Source organism: uncultured Caballeronia sp., assembly GCF_964243625.1.
Taxonomy (GTDB): domain Bacteria; phylum Pseudomonadota; class Gammaproteobacteria; order Burkholderiales; family Burkholderiaceae; genus Caballeronia.
This window is the reverse complement of sequence record NZ_CAXTGZ010000011.1, coordinates 1-20,556: the sequence shown is the minus strand read 5'-3', so window position 1 is coordinate 20,556 and position 20,556 is coordinate 1. Positions and strand designations below refer to the sequence as shown.

The 20,556-nt window shown below is 61.0% G+C and carries 17 protein-coding genes and 1 pseudogene; 13 read left to right on the top strand and 5 right to left on the bottom strand.

What is annotated here, in order from left to right:
• The first annotated feature begins 291 nt into the window (after positions 1-291).
• Positions 292-1,302 carry an urea transporter gene (locus tag ACFFAR_RS01615; RefSeq protein WP_375507439.1) on the top strand — a complete coding sequence of 337 codons (1,011 nt, stop codon included), beginning with the start codon at positions 292-294 and terminating at the stop codon, positions 1,300-1,302.
• 207 nt (positions 1,303-1,509) lie between these two features.
• Positions 1,510-1,944 (top strand): pyridoxamine 5'-phosphate oxidase family protein, encoded by a 435-nt coding sequence (locus tag ACFFAR_RS01610; protein WP_062001412.1) that lies wholly within the window; start codon positions 1,510-1,512, stop codon positions 1,942-1,944.
• A 185-nt stretch (positions 1,945-2,129) separates the two neighbouring features.
• Here ACFFAR_RS01610 and ACFFAR_RS01605 read toward each other — a convergent pair whose 3' ends face one another.
• The 3 genes from ACFFAR_RS01605 to ACFFAR_RS01595 all read right to left on the bottom strand — a co-directional run bounded on the left by ACFFAR_RS01605 (position 2,130) and on the right by ACFFAR_RS01595 (position 4,118).
• The gene (locus tag ACFFAR_RS01605; RefSeq protein WP_174362365.1) at positions 2,130-2,600 is read right to left on the bottom strand and encodes a ribonuclease domain-containing protein; all 471 of its coding nucleotides are present in this window, start codon (positions 2,598-2,600) and stop codon (positions 2,130-2,132) included.
• A gap of 188 nt (positions 2,601-2,788) precedes the next feature.
• Entirely contained in the window at positions 2,789-3,430 is a 642-nt protein-coding gene (locus ACFFAR_RS01600; RefSeq protein WP_174362364.1) for a dihydrofolate reductase family protein, read from the bottom strand.
• A 142-nt stretch (positions 3,431-3,572) separates the two neighbouring features.
• Positions 3,573-4,118: a GNAT family N-acetyltransferase gene (locus tag ACFFAR_RS01595; RefSeq protein WP_375507438.1), complete on the bottom strand. Its 546-nt coding sequence runs from the start codon at positions 4,116-4,118 to the stop codon at positions 3,573-3,575.
• 153 nt (positions 4,119-4,271) lie between these two features.
• On the opposite strand from ACFFAR_RS01595, the gene nudC reads away from it, so the two are divergent.
• The 3 genes from nudC (at position 4,272) to ACFFAR_RS01580 (ending at position 7,665) form a co-directional block, all read left to right on the top strand.
• The gene (gene nudC, locus ACFFAR_RS01590; protein ID WP_174362362.1) at positions 4,272-5,210 is read left to right on the top strand and encodes an NAD(+) diphosphatase; all 939 of its coding nucleotides are present in this window, start codon (positions 4,272-4,274) and stop codon (positions 5,208-5,210) included.
• 30 nt (positions 5,211-5,240) lie between these two features.
• The gene (locus ACFFAR_RS01585) at positions 5,241-6,302 is read left to right on the top strand and encodes an EamA family transporter (protein WP_174362361.1); all 1,062 of its coding nucleotides are present in this window, start codon (positions 5,241-5,243) and stop codon (positions 6,300-6,302) included.
• Between the two features lie 181 nt (positions 6,303-6,483).
• Entirely contained in the window at positions 6,484-7,665 is a 1,182-nt protein-coding gene (locus ACFFAR_RS01580; protein WP_174362360.1) for a polysaccharide biosynthesis/export family protein, read from the top strand.
• Positions 7,666-7,814: 149 nt separating this feature from the next.
• Here ACFFAR_RS01580 and ACFFAR_RS01575 read toward each other — a convergent pair whose 3' ends face one another.
• Positions 7,815-8,342, bottom strand: a complete 528-nt coding sequence (locus ACFFAR_RS01575) for a GNAT family N-acetyltransferase (RefSeq protein ID WP_174362359.1) — start codon at positions 8,340-8,342, stop codon at positions 7,815-7,817.
• Between the two features lie 342 nt (positions 8,343-8,684).
• Here ACFFAR_RS01575 and ACFFAR_RS01570 point away from each other — a divergent pair, with 342 nt between their 5' ends.
• The 6 genes from ACFFAR_RS01570 (at position 8,685) to ACFFAR_RS01545 (ending at position 18,536) form a co-directional block, all read left to right on the top strand.
• A complete protein-coding gene (locus ACFFAR_RS01570) occupies positions 8,685-8,996 on the top strand; it encodes a DUF4148 domain-containing protein (RefSeq protein WP_174362358.1) in 312 nt (103 codons plus the stop codon).
• Between the two features lie 506 nt (positions 8,997-9,502).
• Entirely contained in the window at positions 9,503-10,717 is a 1,215-nt protein-coding gene (wecB, locus tag ACFFAR_RS01565) for a non-hydrolyzing UDP-N-acetylglucosamine 2-epimerase (protein ID WP_174362357.1), read from the top strand.
• 227 nt (positions 10,718-10,944) lie between these two features.
• Positions 10,945-13,122, top strand: coding sequence for a cellulose synthase (locus tag ACFFAR_RS01560; RefSeq protein ID WP_375507437.1), 2,178 nt, complete (start codon positions 10,945-10,947; stop codon positions 13,120-13,122).
• Positions 13,123-13,131: 9 nt separating this feature from the next.
• On the top strand, positions 13,132-15,255 hold the full coding sequence (locus tag ACFFAR_RS01555) for a glycosyl transferase family protein (RefSeq protein WP_174362355.1): 2,124 nt from the start codon (positions 13,132-13,134) through the stop codon (positions 15,253-15,255).
• Entirely contained in the window at positions 15,252-16,112 is an 861-nt protein-coding gene (locus ACFFAR_RS01550) for a twin-arginine translocation signal domain-containing protein (protein WP_375507436.1), read from the top strand. Before ACFFAR_RS01555 ends, ACFFAR_RS01550 begins: the two co-directional genes overlap by 4 nt.
• Before the next feature lie 24 nt (positions 16,113-16,136).
• Positions 16,137-18,536, top strand: coding sequence for a tetratricopeptide repeat protein (locus tag ACFFAR_RS01545; protein ID WP_174362354.1), 2,400 nt, complete (start codon positions 16,137-16,139; stop codon positions 18,534-18,536).
• A 79-nt stretch (positions 18,537-18,615) separates the two neighbouring features.
• On the opposite strand, the gene ACFFAR_RS01540 is transcribed toward ACFFAR_RS01545, so the two are convergent.
• Positions 18,616-19,365 carry an SDR family NAD(P)-dependent oxidoreductase gene (locus tag ACFFAR_RS01540; protein ID WP_375507435.1) on the bottom strand — a complete coding sequence of 250 codons (750 nt, stop codon included), beginning with the start codon at positions 19,363-19,365 and terminating at the stop codon, positions 18,616-18,618.
• A gap of 194 nt (positions 19,366-19,559) precedes the next feature.
• On the opposite strand from ACFFAR_RS01540, the gene ACFFAR_RS01535 reads away from it, so the two are divergent.
• Complete coding sequence (locus tag ACFFAR_RS01535; RefSeq protein ID WP_375507434.1) at positions 19,560-20,207, top strand: DUF429 domain-containing protein; 648 nt, start codon at positions 19,560-19,562, stop codon at positions 20,205-20,207.
• A 22-nt stretch (positions 20,208-20,229) separates the two neighbouring features.
• A pseudogene (locus ACFFAR_RS01530) lies at positions 20,230-20,556 on the top strand (hypothetical protein); the annotation flags it as partial.

Sequence of the window (20,556 nt, the reverse complement as noted above, 5' to 3'; positions counted from 1 at the left end):
CGGGCTCTTACGGCATCGACACGGATGCCCGGTCAACCGGCAGACCCGAACAGCATGCCGCTCGAAGTGTGCGTAGAACGCGTCCACTGTTTTCGCGAGGCCGCGGCGAAGCGGATGCCACTGCCATCCGCGCGTAATACCCACTATTTGATTCGGCCGAACACTTTCGCCGCGGTACCTGTATCTTTCCTGCGGCCAGGCAAGCGGTGACCGGATACACATTGAACCGGGAAGAAAAACACGTCCGTCGCGCCGAAAGGCAGCCAATGGTTTAACGCTTCAATCCTCACCATGCAAAACGAACAAAACATGGCGTTACCCTCACCGGGGGCGTCACCCCTGCCGTTCGCGCGAAGCATCGGCCAGATTTTCCTGCAACGAAATGCGGGAATGGGCGTGGCCATCCTGATTGCTGTCTTCAGCGTCAGCCCGCGGCTTGGATGCGCGCTGCTGATCGGCGCGAGTACAGGAAACCTCGTCGGCCATATATTTGCCGACCTGAATTCGACGGCATCCCGAAGCGATCTGCACGGTTTCAATGGAGCACTGGCAGCGTTGGCGGCGTTCACTTTCATCGACAACGATTCGTCTTCCGGAGCTGTCGCCATCCTGGCTGCTATCGCCGCGAGCGCACTGTCGGCGGCAATGACTCGTGCGCTGCACGTGCACAACTTACCGACTTATTCCGGCCCGGCAATCATCGTCACATGGGCGTGGCTGCCGTTTGTTCCAACAATCCACTCTGGCGGACCGGCGGAAACAGAAGCCTGGAACGTCGGCGCAGCAAGTGCTTTCTTCAACGGACCGCACGTCGACGCGCCAGCACTTTTCATCTCGTTCACGTCTCACGTGGTAGCCGGGCTTGCGCCGATTGTCTTTGCCACGGGCTTGCTTGCTGGCAGCATTATTCTCGTCGGGCTGGTGCTTACCCGCCCAGCCGCGGCCTTCTGGGCGCTGATAGGCAGCACGCTAGGGCTTTGTTTATCCGCCATCGCCGGCGCGCCGGAATATGCAATGGTCAGCGGCGCATGCGGTTTCAACTCGGCGCTTGCCGCAATAGCCACTTATCGCCTTGGTACCGGACCAGCGGTTGCTGCGGTGGGTTTGACTTGCGCGTTTGCCTGGGTCGGCTCGATGATCGGAATACCACTGCTGACTGCGCCGTTTGTAATCGCTTCCTGGACCGTTCAAGTATTCGTAGAGCGCAGGCAGCTCGCTCTCTTAAGGAAAACGCTCATACACCATGAAAGCGTCTCTCTTGCACTCGACGCGTCGAACGATAAGGCGCAAGAGGTACGCTGATGTTCAAGGAGACGGCCGTTACGGGCAGGATCGAAGTCAGGCCGGGTTACCAGCAATTGGAGTCTTCGCGTCTGCTGGCTTGACGAGAGCCGCCGGCGTGAGATTGGGCAACGGCTTTTCCGGCTGTCGGTCCGGACTTCATTGCCGCGTACGGACGTAAGGAACAGCGCTTGCGTACACGGTTGGCCCGACCTTGATGGAGCAAACATGGCTGCCATGACTCTGGCTGACGTATCAAAAACGATGGCGAAAATCGATTTCGCCATGCTCTCGACCCGTTCCGCAAATGGCGAGATTTCAAGTCGTCCGATGAGCAACAATGGCGACGTCGAATACGATGGCGACAGTTATTTCTTCACCTCGGAAGAAACCCATACAGTCGCCGACATCCAGCGCGACCCCGTTGTTGGACTGACCTTCACGGGCGCAAAACACTTGCTTGGCAAGCCCGGCGTATTCCTTGCAATAGAAGGGCGCGCGGAGCTGATCCGCGAGAAGCCGGCAATCAAGGCGCATTGGTCGAAGGAGATTGACCGCTGGTTCGAGGAAGGTTTCAACACGCCCGGCGTCGTGCTGATCAAGGTAACGGCGAAGCGTCTTCATTACTGGGACGGCGAGGAAGACGGCGAAGTGGCCTTGTAACAGCGCTCGCGTGCCTTTGAGCACCGGTGTGCAACTCGGCGTCGTGCCCGCATCGCGGCCGGCGGCGAGCCGCAGCCGCGAAATGAATCGCAGCGCCTGTACGGCACACCACATCAGCGGTCACGCCTGGATGAAAGCCGGGCCTTAGAGATGTCTTGCTGTTCGAACACCGACCGCAAATCCAGTTACGGTGCGATATGTTTGAAACTGACGTAGTAATCGTCGGTGTAGAAGCAGTCGCCGATCTGCCGGCGCGATCCACCACATACGATCCGGCGCTGCCCGCGGTCCGCAGAGCCAGGCGTGCGAACCGTGTATGCGTGGTAATAGCCCCGCGGATGCTGCGGCAGTAACGACGCGCTATTGCGGAACAAAACACCGTCCTCGGAGAAAGGGTACGGGCCGCCCGCTTTGATCAGACGTAGCGTTTCGGCTGTTTCCGCCGGCAACTGCGCCGTGGTGACAGTGGCCGGCGCACTCCGCCCCTGTGCGGCCGACGCGGCGAGTGTGTCGCTCGCACCCTGCCCAAGCGGGGCCGAAGCTTGACTTGCGGATGCGCCCGATTCCTGAGTGGTGTTTCGTGATCCGTCTTTGCCGCATCCATTGATGACAGCGCTCAGAGCGAGGATGCAAGAGAAAGCCCATGCTCGCTTCATGATACGGTTATCTCCCGGTTGTCTGGCTTGCGGCGATCTCGAACGATTCAAGATTATCGCTAACGGCGGAGCGAATCAACGTTTGGCGGATGCAGGATTTATTTTTTCGACCGAATTTGATCGCAACCTTGAATGCCCGAACTTTCGAGCGCGGTGCGAAAATGAACAATCAGCCTTGCCCGTCAAGCTTACTTCGCCAGGACGATGTGCGTGGCGCGCTCCGTTGCTACATGCTCGACTGTCCGATATCCCAGGGTACGAAGATCCAGACCGCCAAAGAGCGATTCCCCCTGGCCAAGCGCAACTGGAGCAAGGGCAAGGTGAATCTCATCCACATAGCCGGCTTGAATGTATTGCTTCACGGTCTCGACACCGCCGCCAATCTTGACGTCCTGTCCGCCCGCCGCGTCGCGCGCCTTCTCTAGCGCTTCTCCAATGCCGCCGGAAACAAAATGAAATGTCGTTCCGCCCAGCATCTCAATCGGCGGTCGTGGATGATGGGTGAGCACAAAGGTTGGCGCGTGATACGGGGGATTGTCACCCCACCAGCCTTTCCATTGATCGTCCGGCCATTCCCCACGAATCGGGCCGAACATGTTGCGTCCGATAATGAAGGCACCGAAACCTTCCATTGCGCGTCGGGCGAATGTGTCGTCGAGGCCGGTTTCACCACCTTCCTTGCCCAGCATCTGACGAAAGGTCTGCGTCGGGAAAAACCATTGGAAGATTTCTTCGCCTCGCAGACCGAGAGGGTGATCTAGGCTTTGAGCGGTTCCTGCGGCAAAGCCATCAAGCGAGACACTAAACCCGGCAACTTTTATCTTGGTCATCAGTTTCCTCGTTGGCGCTGTAAGTGATGCGGCTTCGACGCCAAATGATAATTTGGCTCTCATCCACACGACGCGCGGTGCAACTGCAAATCGACAGCGATTCGAGCCGGTGAAAACCCGTATGCGAAATCCGCGCGGTCTGTCAAACGGCGGGGCGGACCATCACCAGGTCCCGATGTATATCGTCACCGCATTGGAACGACGTGTCGCCGACGGTAGCAAAGCCGTTTCGCGCGTAGAAGCGTATTGCCTTTGCATTCTGATCGTTTACCGTCAACCGGACACGGCCAGGCAGGCTCGCAACGGTTGCAGAAAGCAGCCTTTGCGCAGATCCGGTTCCGTGATGCGCCGGTAGCACGTAGCACCGGGTCAACTCCGAAATGCCATCGGCCAATGGCAGGTTCAAGGTTCCAGGAGCGTGATTGACCAGACTGAACCCGATGATCGTCCCGGCATCGTCCAGTACACGAACATCGACGTTGCCATCCGCCAAGGCCGATTCGAAACATGAAGGCGTCAGGTTCTCGTCGATATACCTTTGAAGTTCTACCTGCGCAGTTCCTTCCGGACAAGCCAGCGCGAATGTCTGAACGGCAACAGCACTGATGGATTCTGCATCGGTGAGCAAAGCTGTACGTATATGCATGGTTCGATTCGAGACTGAAGTTGCCAGCGGCAATAGTGCCACGCTCCGCGCATCATTTGCCGCAGCGAAAGACCGAGCTCGGTCAACTCGGACGAGACGCTCCTTCGACTGGCGCGCGTGGATTCCGGTGCAGCGGCGTGACCCAAGGCCGTGCCATACTTGCGTACCCTCCCTGCTCCTACCTGAACGATCGTGATGACTGCAATCCCCGCGTCCATCGGCTTTGATACCAACCCCCTTGACCGCCGCTCCGACAAGCGGAACGACCACGCCTTTATCGAACGTCTGCGCAACGACCCGGGTTCCCGCTTTCTCGTCTTCAACGGCGACATCCCCTTGCTCAAGCAAGGCAGCGAACGCGATCCGTGGTTCCTGGCGAGCGAAACAACGGCTTTCGGCGAACCCACTCAAAGCGTCTTCCTCGGGGAGGAAAGCGATGGAACTGGACGCTTCGCTCTCGGCTTCACGCTCATGCCGGAGGATTCATCGGCAGACCCGATCCACGACCGCATCGACCTGCGCTCGATTGCAATGCAGGGTCTCGTTGCGCCCGGCACACTTGGCATACTGGGCGAAGCGAAGTCGATGCTCGACTGGCATCGCCGCCACTCCTTCTGCGCGAACTGCGGCTCCGCAAGCCGCGTTGCGGCGGCCGGCTGGCAACGAATTTGCGATGTTTGCAGCGCACACCACTTTCCACGGGTCGATCCGGTCGTGATCATGCTGGTGATCGACGGCGAACGGTGTCTGCTCGGACGTCAGCGTCAGTTTGCTCCTGGAATGTACTCAGCCCTCGCCGGCTTCGTAGAACCGGGTGAGACTGCGGAAAGCGCCGTTCGCCGCGAAGTCATGGAGGAAGCCGGTGTGAACTGTGAAGGCGTTGTCTACTTCGCGTCTCAGCCATGGCCCTTCCCTTCATCGCTGATGATCGGCTGCTTTGCGCAGGCGAGCGACACAAACATCGTCGTCGATACGGATGAACTCGAAGACGCTCGCTGGTTCTCACGCAAGGAGGCTGCGGAAATGCTCGCGGGCACGCATGCGCTCGAGCTGTCAGCGCCCCAGCCGTTTGCAATCGCCCATCATCTATTGCAGGCGTATGTTGCTAAAGGCGCTTCGGTTTTGAGCAGTTGAGCTTTGACGGATCGTTCCTTTCTCTGAAAAATGTCGACACGTCATAACGCGGCGTACACCGCGCTTCTGGCAGCCGCCCTGTTCGGAGCGACCACGCCGCTGGCCAAGATGCTGCTTGGCGCTTTGTCGCCTTTCATGGTCGCGGGTCTTTTTTACCTCGGCAGCGGAATCGGACTTGGGATTGGAATTGTCTTCCAGCGTCTATTCCGGACCGCTCGTGAGCAAAAGGATCAAAGTCACATCCGGCTGGCCGAGGTGCCGTGGCTGTTCGGCGCAATTGCCGCGGGCGGCGTTGCAGGGCCCGCGCTCCTGATGTTCGGATTGAACACGACACCTGCCGCTGCCAGTTCACTCTTGCTTAACCTCGAAGGCGTGTTCACGGCAATATTGGCCTGGGTCGTGTTTCGGGAAAACGTGGACCTGCAGGTTTTTCTCGGGATGGTCGCGATCGTTGCGGGCGGCGTCGCGCTTTCCTGGCAGCCGGCCTCAGTTGGCGTGTCCCTGGGTGCGTTGCTGGTGGTCGCGGCCTGCGTTTGCTGGGCCATCGACAACAATCTGACGCGCAAAGTCGCGACCAACGACGCAATGATGATCGCCTGCCTGAAAGGGCTGGTGGCGGGGTCGGTCAACCTGGGTCTAGCGTTCCTGCTTGGAGGGCGACTCCCGGGCTTATTCAACACCGCCTCAGCGATGCTGACCGGCTTTGCGGGCTACGGCGTGAGTCTGGTGCTTTTCGTGGTTGCGCTACGCAACCTCGGTACTGCTCGCACGGGCGCATATTTCTCGGTTGCACCGATCTTCGGCGTCGCTTTATCGCTCGCGTTCTGGCCGGAACTGCCTTCAACTCTTTTCTGGATTGCCGCCACGCTGATGGCTTTCGGCGTCTGGCTTCATATTCGCGAGCGGCATGAGCATCCCCATACGCATGAATTCCTGGGGCATAACCATCGGCATCGGCACGACGAGCATCATCAGCACACGCATGATTTCGAGTGGGATCCAGCGAAACCTCATTCTCATCCCCATCAGCATCGACCCGTCACTCACAAGCATCCCCACTTCCCGGACATTCATCACCGGCACAGCCACTGATTCCGACGTGACCTCGGCTTGAGAGAGCGCGAATGTAGATCCCGCGCCAGTGCAATGCAGGCGCGATAGCGGCGAAACGGTAACGTTTGAAAACAAATCTGTGGGACCGTGCCGGATGTGTCGTTGTTAAACTGCGGGTTTTGCACTGCACCAATGCTTACAAAAGCAAGGGAACGACAACATGAATAACCGGGAATTATTGGACACCGCAGCGCCGAACAAAAACAGCCATGTCATGCCTGGAGCGCGTGCGGCCCTGTCCCTCGCGATCGCTGCAATGGTTTCAGCATGTTCGCTGGCGCCTGGGCAGCACATGATCGAACCGGCTGCATTGCCTGTTACGAGCGCCGACAACGGCGACGTGACGAGCGACATCCAGATTCCGATCAAACAGATCGACCTGACGCTGATCCGCCAGATTCGCGCGGACCAAAAGAACGTGGACAAGACGGCAAGCCAGCTCGGTCTCTTCGCCAAGTCGACCGGATACAAGCTTGGACCGGGCGACGTATTGCAGATCACAGTATGGGATCACCCTGAACTCGCGGCTGCAGTCGGCCAGCCGGCACAGAACACAAAGCCGTCAGATGCTGCGGCCGGCTTTGTGGTGGATAGCGATGGCAACCTGCAGTTTCCCTACGTGGACCGTTCAATCCACGCATCGGGCAAGACTGCCCAGCAAGTCCAGCGCGAGATCAACACCGAGCTGAGCAAGGTGTTCGTAAAGCCGCAGGTCACGGTTCGCGTGGCCTCCTTCCGGTCATCGCAGGTGTATGTGGATGGTGATGTGCGTGCACCGGGTGCACAGACGGTCAATGACATTCCGATGACACTGACCGAAGCGGTGAATCGCGCCGGCGGTTTCGCACCGACTGCCGACCAGAGCCGCGTGACGATCACGCGTAACGGTAAGGCCTACCCCGTGAACGTCGCGCAGATGATGAAGCAGGGCAAGAACCCCGCTGACATCATGCTGCAGCCGGGCGACATGCTTCATGTGGACGCGCGCGAAGACAACACCGTCTATGTGATGGGCGAAGTCAACAAGCCGTCACCTGTACCGCCGCTGCGCGACGGCACGCTCACGCTTGCGGAAGCACTTGCACAAGCGGGTCAGTTGAACCAGGAAACGTCGAATCCGAAGCAGCTTTTCGTGCTGCGCTCGACAGGAGGCGAAACGCCGGTGATTTATCGCCTGGACGCTCGCTCGCCGGTTTCCATGCTGCTTGCGAACCAGTTCCCGCTTGAGTCGAAGGACATTGTCTATGTCGATAACAGCGGCCTCGTCCGTGCGAACCGGGTGCTGAATCTGTTCCTCCCGGCAATCAACGCGGGCCTGACTGCGGCGATCGTTACCAAGTAATTTGCTCGCGGCGCCAAAGGCCGGCGGGTTTTGCGGGATCGTCATTGAACGGTGGGAGCTCAGTCCAGTCAGTTGAATGGGCTGACTCTCGAATGGCCGACACAAGGCGCCTCCTCAAACAGTCGATTCAGCGTTGGTGACATCGATCTTCATGGTCGTCGGCTCGAAAGCTGAAGGACTGATTTTTCATAAAGTGACCAGATATAGGCGCCAGAGTCCGGCATCGGCTTGAGCCCTACCCGGTTGAAACCGAGCGACTCGTAGTAGGCGCATAGCTTTGCATTCCCCACGTCGCAGTCAAGCCGAACAAAACGGCGGTTCAAGGCGCTCACCTTGCCGGCGCACCAGTCGATTGCGATGCTGCCAAGCCCGCGGCCATTGAAGCCCTTCCTGACGCAGATCCCATGCACATATCCGGCGTCAGGCTCTTGCGGCCCCCAATGCGCTTCGTCATCCCAGTCGAGCGAGAACGTTCCAACGGGCGTGCCGTCCTGCTCGACGACGTAGACGTCTCTTCGAGAGAGGCTGTCTAATACCCAGGTTTCGCTAAATCCGTCTCCCTCCTTACCCCACGCATAGTCGCAGTGGGCGACCTTTTTCTCGTGTGCGTCGTTCCGGATCTGCGTAAGCGTGGGCACGTCCGTGGCGGTTGCCCTGCGGATGCTTGTGAACGTCATCGCTCCTCTCTCTGTTGGCTTCAAATCAGCTCCGCTACATGAACGATAATCAGCGCGGCTGGTACGAGCATCAGCTGTGCGCACAAGGCGTAAGCCCGCGTTGCATGACGTGAATTACAAATGTAAGTCCGCAGATAACGAAAAGTTGGGTATCCATACGATCCCAACAGGGCGGGGGAATTGAAGTCTACCGGAGCATTGTCGCCGCTTCGATTGTTCGATATCGAACATCACTGGCTGGTGAAGGCCGGGATATGGAAAAAGCGCCGGCTCGACGTCCAAGCCTGCGCCCAGGAATGAGCCATGCGCGGTAGACCTTGCATCAATGGAGAGACACGCAAAATGACGAATGCAACCAAGGCCTGGCCGCTGCTCCCGGCATTAACGCTGTTGCTTGCTGCATGTGCCACAGGAGGCATGCAGGCAGGCACGGGGACGCACCTTAGCGCCACAGAATGCCGTGCCTTGACGGAGATCAGGAACAAGGCACCGGTTACCCACGAGCGCAACATGAGTGAACTTGCGGCCCTGGAGAAGGCGGGCTATCACCCAGGGTGGTTTTTTGATCCTTACTACCCAGCTGATCTTCAGGCAGCACAGCGTCAGGTCAATATCTGGTATGCGACGGATTGCCCGCAAATCGCTCCCGGTTGAGTGGAAGCCGGGTGAAAAAAGCAGGCGCTAGAGTATCCATGCCTTAAGACACGAGAAGTATTTACCGAACCAGTCGTCTTTGCGGCTCGCTGGCGCTCGTTAATAATCTGATAAATAAAACTATCGAATCGCTCAGCAATCTCGCGCATGATTTTCATGTGAATAAAAACAACTATTTCAAATGCTTTTTTTTGGAACTCACATAAATCCCGGACGTCGTTGCGCGATTAACTGCTGGACATCACCTCATTTACCCTGCCCCCCATTCCAACGCTCCCCTCAGCTCCAACATGCGGATTTAACCGTCATACAATACGGTTATCAATTCGTCAGGAAATAATTATCGATTTTCCGCCGCTAACAGGAATGTCCATTTTTCGTCGATCATTGCAGTTACTATCAATTACACTCATTACCATGTTTTACGAATTATTTAAGCTGAAACTTCAGTCGATTAACGCATTTCTCTTAGACTTTCTATTACGAAAACGACAACCCGAAAATCAATGGCATTGAAAAAGGTATTGTCTATCTTCGGGACCCGGCCCGAAGCCATCAAAATGGCGCCGCTGGTGAAGTGGATCGAAGCGGACCCGGACCTGGAATCCATCGTGTGCGTGACGGGGCAACACGAGTCGATGCTGCAACAGGTCCTGGACCAGTTCGATATCACGCCCGATCATCACCTGAGCGTGATGAGGGAAAACCAGACACTCAACGGACTTGCAGCGCGCGTGCTGGATTCGCTTAACGGCGTATTCGATATTGCCAAGCCCGATCGTGTGCTGGTTCACGGCGACACGACTACGGCTTCGTTTGCTGCAATCGCGGCGTTTCATCGGCGAATCCCGGTTGCACATGTAGAAGCCGGCCTGCGTACGGGTGATCTGTCGCAACCCTGGCCCGAAGAGATGAACCGGCGTGTTGCGGACATCGTTTGCGACCTGTTGTTCGCGCCGACCGCGGGAGCGAAGGCGAATCTCGAAGCTGAGAACCTGCAGGGCCGCGTGGTGGTCACGGGCAACACGGTGATCGATGCGCTCATGATGACGGCCGCGCGCATCGATGCCGACGCACATCTGCGCAAGCGTCTGGACGCGGCCCTGCCGTTTGCCAGCGATGGCAAGCCGATCCTGCTGGTCACGGGGCATCGGAGAGAAAATTTCGGCGATGGCTTTCATCAAATCTGTCTCGCGCTGCAGGACATCGCGCGACGCGACGCGGTGCAGATCGTCTATCCGGTTCACCTCAATCCGAATGTCCGCGAACCCGTGCTGGCCATGTTGCGAGGCGAGCCAAATGTGCATTTGATCGAGCCGCTCGATTACCTGGGGTTCGTGCGGCTGATGCAACGAGCGGCAATCGTGCTGACCGACTCGGGCGGCGTGCAGGAAGAAGCGCCGGCACTCGGCAAGCCGGTGCTTGTCATGCGCAATATCACCGAGCGGCCGGAGGCAGTCGAAGCCGGCACGGTGCGCCTGGTCGGCACGAGCCGCGCGGCGATCGGATCGGCGGTATCGGCGGTACTCGGGTCATTGACGTCGTTGACCAAGCGCCCGGCAAGAAATCCTTCCCGCCTCGCCAACCCCTATGGCGATGGCCGCGCGTCCGAACGAATCGTGGCCGCCCTCGCAGGCCGCCATTTCACCGAGTTCGGTGCTTCACCGCCGGTGATCGATGCGCCGACGCTCGCACGCACACGGCGGGTCTCGGGCGGTTGACTCACCGCGCCATCACGCCCGGCTTGCACTTTCTTGCGGCATCCAATCGCAGCGACGCGCCTTAGTCACGCGCGCTGCATCGGGTCGTCGTTACTTAAAATAAACTCATTGCGCTACCGACCGTGACCCGAGCCAACCCATCGCATCATCGTCACAATCGACGTTTTTCATGGCACCTGCCGACCCTCGTCCGCGTGCTTCCGTGTATTGCCCTGGCTGCGGGGTCATTGAACGCAGCCGCAGCCCAGACTTCGTCACAAGCCCCGGATTTCGCCGACGCCTTCGATACCGCCAGCCACGCGCCCATCACGCGCACCGTCGAGCTGAAACGGCTTGGCGTTCGCGACACGGTGGCGCTCGGCGCGCCTGACAGCCGCCGCGAATATTACTTTCCGGTACCTGCGGGCGTTCCGATCACCGACGCCGCCTTGCAAGTCGATGCGAGCTATCTGCGCGGCGATGGCGGCCGCACCACCATGCTCGTGTCCCTCGACGGCTCGCCGGTCCTGGCGCGCGCACTCACGCAGCCGCAAGGCAACGCGGCGGCGACCATCGGCGTGGACGGCTCGCCGCGCGCCAACGGATACGTGCGCGTGGGGTTCGAATATGCGTCGGTGATCAACGACGCCGTGTGCGCCGATCAGACAGCAATCGGCAACGTGCTGCGGCTCGCGCCGGGCACGCGCCTGAACTATCGCTACAACAGCGGGGACATCCGCGATCTGCGGACCGCGTGGAGTGCGTTGTCGCAGACGCCGGCGATCGCCATATCGTCGAAACGGGTCGGCACCGCCGCCTACGATACCGCCTGGCGCGCCGCCGCGATCATGCAGCGCGATGGCCGCGAGCCGTCGGTAAGCGGCTGGCCCGCCGTAGGCGACACCGTGAACCTCGGCACGCCCGATGTACCCGCCGCGTTGCGCGCCATGCCCGCGTTCGCGGCACTCGCGGCAGGCGGCGAACACCGGCTGGCGAACGCCGCCGAAGCCGGCGCGCTTTTGGCCATCTCGGCCCCGACGGCTTTGCCGGCGGATCTCATCGTCGCCGACAACGCGTGGCGCACCAACGTGAACGCCTCGCTCGACGCGCTGCGCGTGCAGGCGGCGGTGGTATCGCCGGAAGCTGCAAGCGCCTTCGATGACTGGCGCGCGCGCGTCGTTGCCCCGCTTGTCACGCCGCTCGCGCCCGGCGAAGCCCGGCTCGTGCACGTGGCCGGGCAGGCTGCGATCGTGGTCGGCGACACGCGTTCGGTCGGCGCGCTCGCGCAGGTCTGGCGCGCCGTGGACGGATCGAATCAACTGGTCGTGCATCAGATCGACAGCGCAGCCAACGGCCGCCATGACGTCGTGCCGCTCGCGGCGCTCGGCGGCGTGCCGCGCACGGTGAACGTGCTGCGCCAGGCATCGTGGACGGCGGATTTCGACCTGGGTGCGGTCGCCGGCGCAGGACGCCTGCCGGATGACGTGGTGCTCGATCTCGCCGGTGCGCCCAATGGCCACAATTCGGGCGTGGTGGCGTCGGTGTTCTTCAACGACACGCTGATCGGCTCGAAACTGCTCGATGCCAATGGCCGCGCCCAACGGGTGACATCGCATATTCCGCGAACCGCGCTCAGCTCGCGCAACCTCCTGCGCGTCACCTTCACGCGCCAGTCCGACTCCGGTTGCGCGAGCGACGAAGGGTATCCGGCAGCGGTCCTGCCGACCAGTCATCTCACGCTCGTGAAGGCCGACGCCGACGACAACTTCACCGGCATGGTCGCGCGCTTTGCGACGAGCGCGAGCGTGCTGGTGCCGAGCGCGTATCTCGCCGATTCCACGACCACCCTTCCCCGCGTGGCGCGTCTTGCCGACGCCACCGGCGTGGATCCGCAACGCGCTACGCTGACGGTGACATCGAGCAACGCTGCAGTCACGCCGGCGGGACCGTTCCTGGCATTCGACGTGGCGCTCGCGGACCAGAAGTCGCACGTGCAGGTCGCGGACGCGCGCCTCGCCATCACCGGCAACGACGACGAGACGCTCTACGATGTCAGCCAGCAAGGCGTCGGGGTACTCGATGTCGCTCACGCCGGCAACACGCGCGGCGTGATCTGGCGCAGCGTCGGAGCACGCGCACCGATCGTGCCGGTGAGCCTGCAACTGGCGCAAGCCGACGTGGCCGTGCTGGACGGCACGGGCGTCCTGAAAGAGATCGATACCCGCGATCCGGCCGGCATGATCCGTATCGATACCGGCAATGAAGCAGGCGCGCCCTGGTCGGAGCGATGGTTGTCGTGGACAGTGCCGGCGTTGCTGGTCGGCATGTTCATCCTGCTGCTGATGTTCGCCGCGCTGGTGCGCAGCCGCAAGCAGCAGGCTGAAAAGCTGGCCGAAAAGCAGGCTGGAAACCCGTCGTCGAAATGAGGACACGCCATGGACCTGTATCCCGGTTACTACGCACAACAGTATTACTACGGGCTGCAATATTGCGCGGGCATCATTGCCGTGATCATTTTGATATCCAGCGCGGACGACCTGTTCATCGACCTGTATTACTGGGTCCGGCGGGCGTACCGGGCGCTTACGGTCAAGCGTGAATACACGCCGCTGAAAGCCGCGCAGTTGCAGGAGCGCGCGGAGCAGCCCATCGCCATCATGATTCCCGCGTGGCAGGAATACGACGTGATCGCGGCAATGCTCGAAGACGCCGTGCGCGTGCTCGACTACCGGAACTACGTAATCTTCGTGGGCACGTATGTGAACGATGCCGCGACCAGCGCGGAAGTCGAGCGCATGCGGATGCGCTACAAGCAGTTGCATCGCGTTGAAGTGCCGCACGACGGCCCGACCTGCAAGGCCGATTGCCTGAACTGGGTTGTGCAGGCAGCGCTCCAGCACGAACGTAACGCGGATCTGGAGTTCGCGGGCTTCGTGCTGCATGACAGCGAAGACGTGCTGCATTCGCTCGAACTGAAGTTCTTCAACTTCCTCCTGCCGCGCAAGGACATGATCCAGTTGCCGGTGGCCTCGCTCGAGCGGCACTGGTACGAGCTCGTTGCGGGCACGTACATGGATGAATTTGCCGAGTGGCATGCAAAGGATCTCGTGGTCCGCGAGAGCATGACGGGCAGCGTGCCGTCGGCAGGCGTGGGCTCGTGCTTTTCGCGGCGCGCGATGCTTGCGCTTATCGATACCACGAAGAACCAGCCGTTCAATACCGATTCGCTGACCGAGGACTACGACGTCGGCACGCGCTTGCTGAAGCTCGGCATGGAATCGATCTTTGCGGTATTTCCGGTGCAGTACCTCACGCGTCGCAAGAGCATGTTTGGTCTCAGCGAAGATCGCGAAGTGACCGTGACGGTGCCGCTTTCCGTGCGCGAATTTTTCCCTGACACGATTCGCACCGCCTATAGGCAACGTGCGCGCTGGGTGCTCGGCATCGGCATGCAGGGGTGGCAGCAGACCGGCTGGAGCGGCTCGCTCGCCAATCGCTATTTGCTGTTTCGTGACCGCAAGGGTGTGGTGACATCGTTTGTCGGCATGCTGGCTTATGTGCTCGTGCTGCAGTTCATTGCGTTCATGTGCGCGGCGTCGTTCGGACTGACGAGCGACTTGCTGCCCTCGCCGTTTGTCGATTCTGCGTGGATGAATACCGTGCTGGTGCTGAACACGATTGCAGTTGCGCTACGGGTCGTGCAACGGGTGTATTTCGTCTCCCGGCTCTACGGCTGGGAACAGGGCATCGTCTCCATCCCGCGCATGATCGTCGCCAACTTCATCAACTTCCTGGCGGTATCGCGCGCGTGGCGCCTGTTTGCGTCGCATCTGGTCACGGGCAAGCGGCTTGCATGGGACAAGACGATGCACGATTTTCCATCGGCGGCGGGGCTTTCCGAAAAGCGCCGTCAACGGCTGGGCGAGTTGCTCGTCTCCTGGCAGGCAATCAACGAGGACCAGCTCAAGACCGCAATGGAAGACGAGCTCGCGAGCGAAGCGCCCCTTGGCCGCGTGTTGCTGGCGCGTGGCTGGCTCGACGAGGAGACGCTTGCCGAAGCACTGTCGTTTCAATCCGAGCTGCAGCGGGCCGCGCTTGACCCTTCCCTGCTCGATGAAGGCCAGACGCACGTGCCGCTCGAACATGCCATCCGATACCGCATCCTGCCGCAAGGCACCGACCATGCGGGCCGCCGGATCGTGCTGGCGGCAAGCCCGCTCGAGGACGAAGCGCTCAAGGAAATCGAGCGCGTCTCGGGCGGACCCGTCACGCAGCGGATCGTACGCGAGAGCGAAATCGCAACCGGCTTCCGGTTCTTGCGCGGCGCCGGCAATGCGCTTGAACCGAACGAGACGAACGTCCCGCTTCTCGGCGATCTGCTGATCCAGATGGGCTACATCACGCGCGATAGTTTCAATGAAGCGCTCAAGGTGTACAGGCCTGAACGCGATGGCCGCATCGGCGAATTCATGGTCGCCTATGGCGCGATCTCGGCGCGCGCGCTGAGCGACGCTGTGCAGACCCAGATCCGCGCACGCGAAGCAGGACAGCATACGTGAGCGGCAGTCGTGACGGCCGTTGTGCGTTGGGCATGAGCCGCCGCGCGTTCTTGCGCGGCAGCGCCGCCGGCGTGCTGGCGCTCGGGCTCGCGGGTTGCCAGTCCCCGCCGCTCGTCCAGGGCGTTGCATGGCAACTCGACAATATGCATGCCAATGCTCACGGCGACTGGAACCGGCTGGGGGTGACCGACTTGCTCCTGCAATGGACCGCCGTCGACAACACCGCATATGTCGCCGGCACGCAGATCCCCGTGGCGCCGCGCTTGCCCGACTGGAACCGTATCGCGCAGGAACCCTGGGCGCAGCACGTGCTCGTGGGCCTGGCCGGCCGCTTCAACGAAGCTGATGCACGCGCCAACGCCGAGCTGCTGGTCGAGCAATCTCTGGAACTGGTGCGCGCGGCGCCGCACCTGAATATCGAAGGCTGGTATTTTCCTGTCGAGGTCGATCCGAGCTGGCAGGACGCGAGCTCGCTCGCGCCATTGCTCGCACGCCTGCCGCGGCCCTTGTGGATCAGCGTCTATGACCGCGGCAATATCGGCGGCGCGGCGCTGGCGCAATGGCTTTCGAGCTGGCTCCCGAGTGACGTGGGCGTGTTGCTGCAGGACGGCGTGGGTGTCTATGCGCGCGAACCGCGCATTGCCCGGACCTATGCCGATGCCCTCAGCGCCAAGTTCGGACGCGAGCGCGTGCGGGTCATCGCAGAAGCTTTCCGCGTGGCGCCCGGGTCAGCATTTCGCTCGGCCACGGCGCAGGAACTCAAGCTGCAACTCGATGCCTATCGCGGTTATCGCACGTACCTTTTCGATGGCCCTCACTACGTGCCGCCTCAACTCGTGGACAGTCTCCTGCAGTGAATATCATTCAGTCTCTCGCTCACCATGTTCTTTCCAGACGCATGCAAGCGTCCGCATTCGGCATCGCGATTTTGTGGTCCGTCCCCGGCCGACCAAACGCTGCCGTTGCCGCTGACCGGCAGCGCCTACAGGGTCGCCCGGCAGGCGTACGGAAGCTACGACAGCCATCGCTACCAGGCGAGCGTTGGCTATGCGCGCGAAGCGATCCGTCAACGACCCGATGTGATGTCGCTGCGCCTGCTGCTCGCCAGCGCGCTCGAAGCGCAAGGCGACAGGCGAGCGGCAGTGCGTGCAATAGACGATGCCATCAAGGCCCTCGGTCCCGAACCCGCGTTGCGCGCTCGCCGCAGTGCGCTGCTTGCGATCATTGCGAGCGGCGCGAACGGTCCTTCCGATCCGAACGCGCTAACCGGCAACATGGCGAAGACGGCGCAGCGTGCTTACAGGGCGTATGCGAAGCATGACTATGACGACGCGATCGCAGCGGCAAACGAGGTGCTGGCCGCGCGGCCCGACGTCATGCCGCTCTATCTCCTCGTGATCGACGCGCTAACCGCGCAAGGGCGCGACCTGGATGCGTACGACGCGGTCATCGCAGAAACGCAGCGTGGCGGCGATAACCCGGGGCTGCGCGCGCGGCGTGGGTTCATTGGCGCCCGGCTCGGACCTGTCGCGGCATCGGAAGCTTACGACGCGCTCAGGCGCGGCGATACGGACTCTGCAATCTCACGCGCGCGGGCCGCTATCGGTTATGCGCCCAATGTCCCCGGCGCCCGGGATTTGCTGATTGATGCCTTGATCCAAGCCAATCGTCTCGATGAAGCCGACCAGGCCGCGACCGATGCCATATCAGCCAACCCCTCCGCACTCGCACCGTGGTTGCTGCGCGGCGCGATCCGCGAACGCCTCGGTCAGCGTGATGCGTCGCTTGCGGATTTCGCGCACGCGATGCAGCTTCAAGACGCCACGCAGCAAGAACAACGTAACGGCCGGATCGTGATTGCGGACATGGCGCTTGCAACCGGCGATCCGCAACGCGCGCTCGATGCACTGAACGGTCTCGATCCCGACGGCGACGCGACCGACCTGATGATCGCCGTGCGTCGCCAAAAAGCGCGGCGTGCGCTGACATCGTCCGTTGCGGCCAACACCACCGATCTGCCGATGCCGCAGCTCGATTGCACGCGCATCGATTCGGGCATCCTGTGCACGCTGCATCCGTTCGATCCTGCCTACACGCAATACGCCGCGGCGGCGCGCGCCTACGACCAGCACGACTACCCGCTTGCGGTGGCGCAGGCGCGCGAGGCGGTGCGCATTGCGCCCGATGACCCCGTGCATCGCTTGCTGCTGATCCAGGCGCTCGTATCGAATGGCGATCAGGCCGAATCGAAACAGGAAGCCGCGAACCTGATCGAGAGCGGCATGATCGATACCTTGCCGAGCATGAACGCCGCGTATTTCGCATCGAATGCGGGACAGCCGGCGCTTGCCGCGCGCTACTACAACGAGGCCGATCGCAACGACGAGCTGCCGCCATCCAGCCTGCTCGATGCGGGCTACGCAAACCTGAATGCGGGCGCGGCGCCCGTCGCAGCCAGTTATTTCAGGCGCGGAATCGATGCGGACAACAACGGCGATATCTCGCTGCAACCGCAACAAGCCTTCGAGACCCGCCGCGCGATGTCCGAACTCGACCGGACCTGGGGCGTGAATGCGTCGGTGGGATATCGTCCTACGGGCGACCAGACGACGTTCGTGGCCAGTCCCGGAAGCACCGCCGATAAAAGCGTGCAAGCCGGCGCCGAAGTCTATTGGCGCCCTTTCGGTTATCTCGATGGACACACCATCGAGCTCTACGCACGCGCCTACGAGACGCTTTACTCGAAGGCGGGCAACACTACAGGCACGCCGAGCCTCGAAGGGGCGCTGGGTGTGCGCGCGAAACCGTTCGCAAGCCAGAACCTCGTGTTCGCATTCGAGCGCATCGTGCCGCTTGGCAGCGCGGTGCAGCCGGACTGGCTTGGACGTATCGCGTATTCGAACGGGTTCGGCACGGATTTGCGCGTGGACACGCCGAGTTGGTGGACGGGGCAGCTTTACGCGGAAGCAGGACATTACATCACCCATCCGGACAACTACGCGACCTTTAGCGGCGAACTCGGGCGAAGCTACCGGCTCGATGCCATCGATCCGCATCTCGTCGCGTTTCCGTACGCGGTGCTTGGCGGCGACTACAACACGCAGATCAACAACCGTGCATCGATGGGCGCAGGCGTGGGCATGAATCTGCGCTACTGGTTCCGTGAGGACACGTATCATGCGCCGCGCTCGTTCGTGGATTTCTCGCTGCAATATCGGTTGAAGATTGTCGGCGATGATCGCGCGAAGGGCGTGTTTTTCAACGCGAGCTTCAGTTATTAGCGTCGGGGGTAATTGTTGGGTGGGCGCAGGGGTACGGCGGCACGCCACTGCTCACAGGAAGAGCTGGGATGACGGTCCATCAAGACGCCGTTTTCCCGCCGTTCACTCTCAGGATCTCGCCGGTAAAGAAGCTTGCTTTCCCGGACGCGACGAACACGATCGCGTCCGCGATTTCTTCGGGCGTCCCCGCTCGTTTGAGCGGCACGCTCGCGAGGAAAACAGCTTTGCGTTCTTCGTTGCCGGTCAGTCTTTCCAGCATGGCAGTCTCGACGGGACCGGGCGCAACAGCGTTGACGCGCACGCCCGACGCAGCCCCTTCGATCGCCGCCGATCTGGTCAGGCCTTCCACCGCGTGCTTGCTGGCCACATAGAGCGACACGTTGGGCGCGCCGCGCGATCCCATCGTCGAGGAGATATTGACGATACTGCCACTGCGTTGCGCCAGCATCACGCGCATCTCGTGTTTCATGCTGAGTATGGTGCCCAGCACGTTGGTATCGAAGACGGCTGCATAGCGCTCGGGCGTCAGCTCCGTCATGGGTCCCTGCTCGCCCTCCGTGCCGGCCGAATTCACGGCCACGTCCAGCCGTCCGAAGCGTGCGACGGTCCGGTCGACGAGTTCGCGCACCGAGTCTTCGAGGCGGACATCGGCCTGAACAAACTCGGCCTCCGATCCGAGCGCGCGCAGCTCGGCCGCAAGTTGCTCGCCTTCTTCCGCGCGGCGCCCGGACACCACGACGCGCGCATGCTCATGCGCAAAGGCAAAAGCGGCGGCCCGGCCGATACCCGTCAGCGCGCCGGTGATCAGTACAACAGGATGCTCGGACATATTCGTTCTCCAGTGATTCATCGATAACGCGGCGTTTGCGGCCAGCGCCAAGTTCTTTCAAGCCGGGTGCACAGCGTGCCGGCGACAGGACTCATGCTAAGGCGCATATCATTGGAGATAAATGGGCTGTGATTCCGAACATTCCGGACATCGCTGTCCGAACTGTCGAATCAGCGCCTCCACATGCGGGAACCATGAAGTCACAAAAAACTGTTGCCGGAATCGATATAGGCGGAGAGGCTAAGGGCAATCATCTGGTCATCATGCAGGGCACCCGGATCGTGTGGAACAACCCCGGCCGAGAAACGCCGGAGCAGATGCTCGAAAAATGCATCGAGTTCGATGTTGCTGCCGTGGGTATCGATGCGCCTTGCCAGTGGAGAACCGAAGAGACTGGAAGACAGGCCGAAAAGATGCTGGCCAGAATGCGCATCTCCTGTTTTGTTACGCCGACACGCGAACGAGCGAGCCAAAGCCGGTTCTACGATTGGATGTTCAACGGGGAGTCCGTATACAAGGTCTTCGTCGAGCGCTTTCCTCTTTTGAATGACGTGTTCGCGATCGGGAACCGGGTTTGCTTCGAGACGTTCCCCCACGCCATCACGTGCGCCCTTCGCGGCCGGGAAGCCACATCTGCGAAGGCGAAGAACATTCAGCGCCGGGAGACCCTCGAAAGGGCGGGCGTTGAAACACAGTCGCTGAGAAACATCGATGAAGTCGATGCAGCGCTGTGCGCGCTGACAGCGAATTTCCTGCTCGAGGGATGGGTCGACGTCTATGGCGACAGCGCAGGAGGGTTCATTGTCGTCCCCTCCTCAACCGCCAGTAGCGGCAATAAATGATTCAGGAGAACTTGTGCATCTGATGCGGCATTCGACATTGTTATTGTTATTGGCGCTGGCTGCGCTGAGCGTAGTTGACGCCCGGGCGAGCGACATTTCGTGCGCGACCACGCAGCAACCCGCCGAGCGTGTCATCTGCGACCACGCCATTCTGAACAACGAATACGAAGATATCGTTTCGCAACAGCAAACCATGCTGAGCGCCGGGAAGCTTTCGCCTGGCCAGCTATCCCAGTGGAGACAGTCACGCAACGCCTGTACTGACGTCCACTGTATCGATACGGTATTTGCGCAGTGGAACACCACGGTGCGGGCGATTGCTTCTACCCCCAGCGCTGCAGTGGCTCCC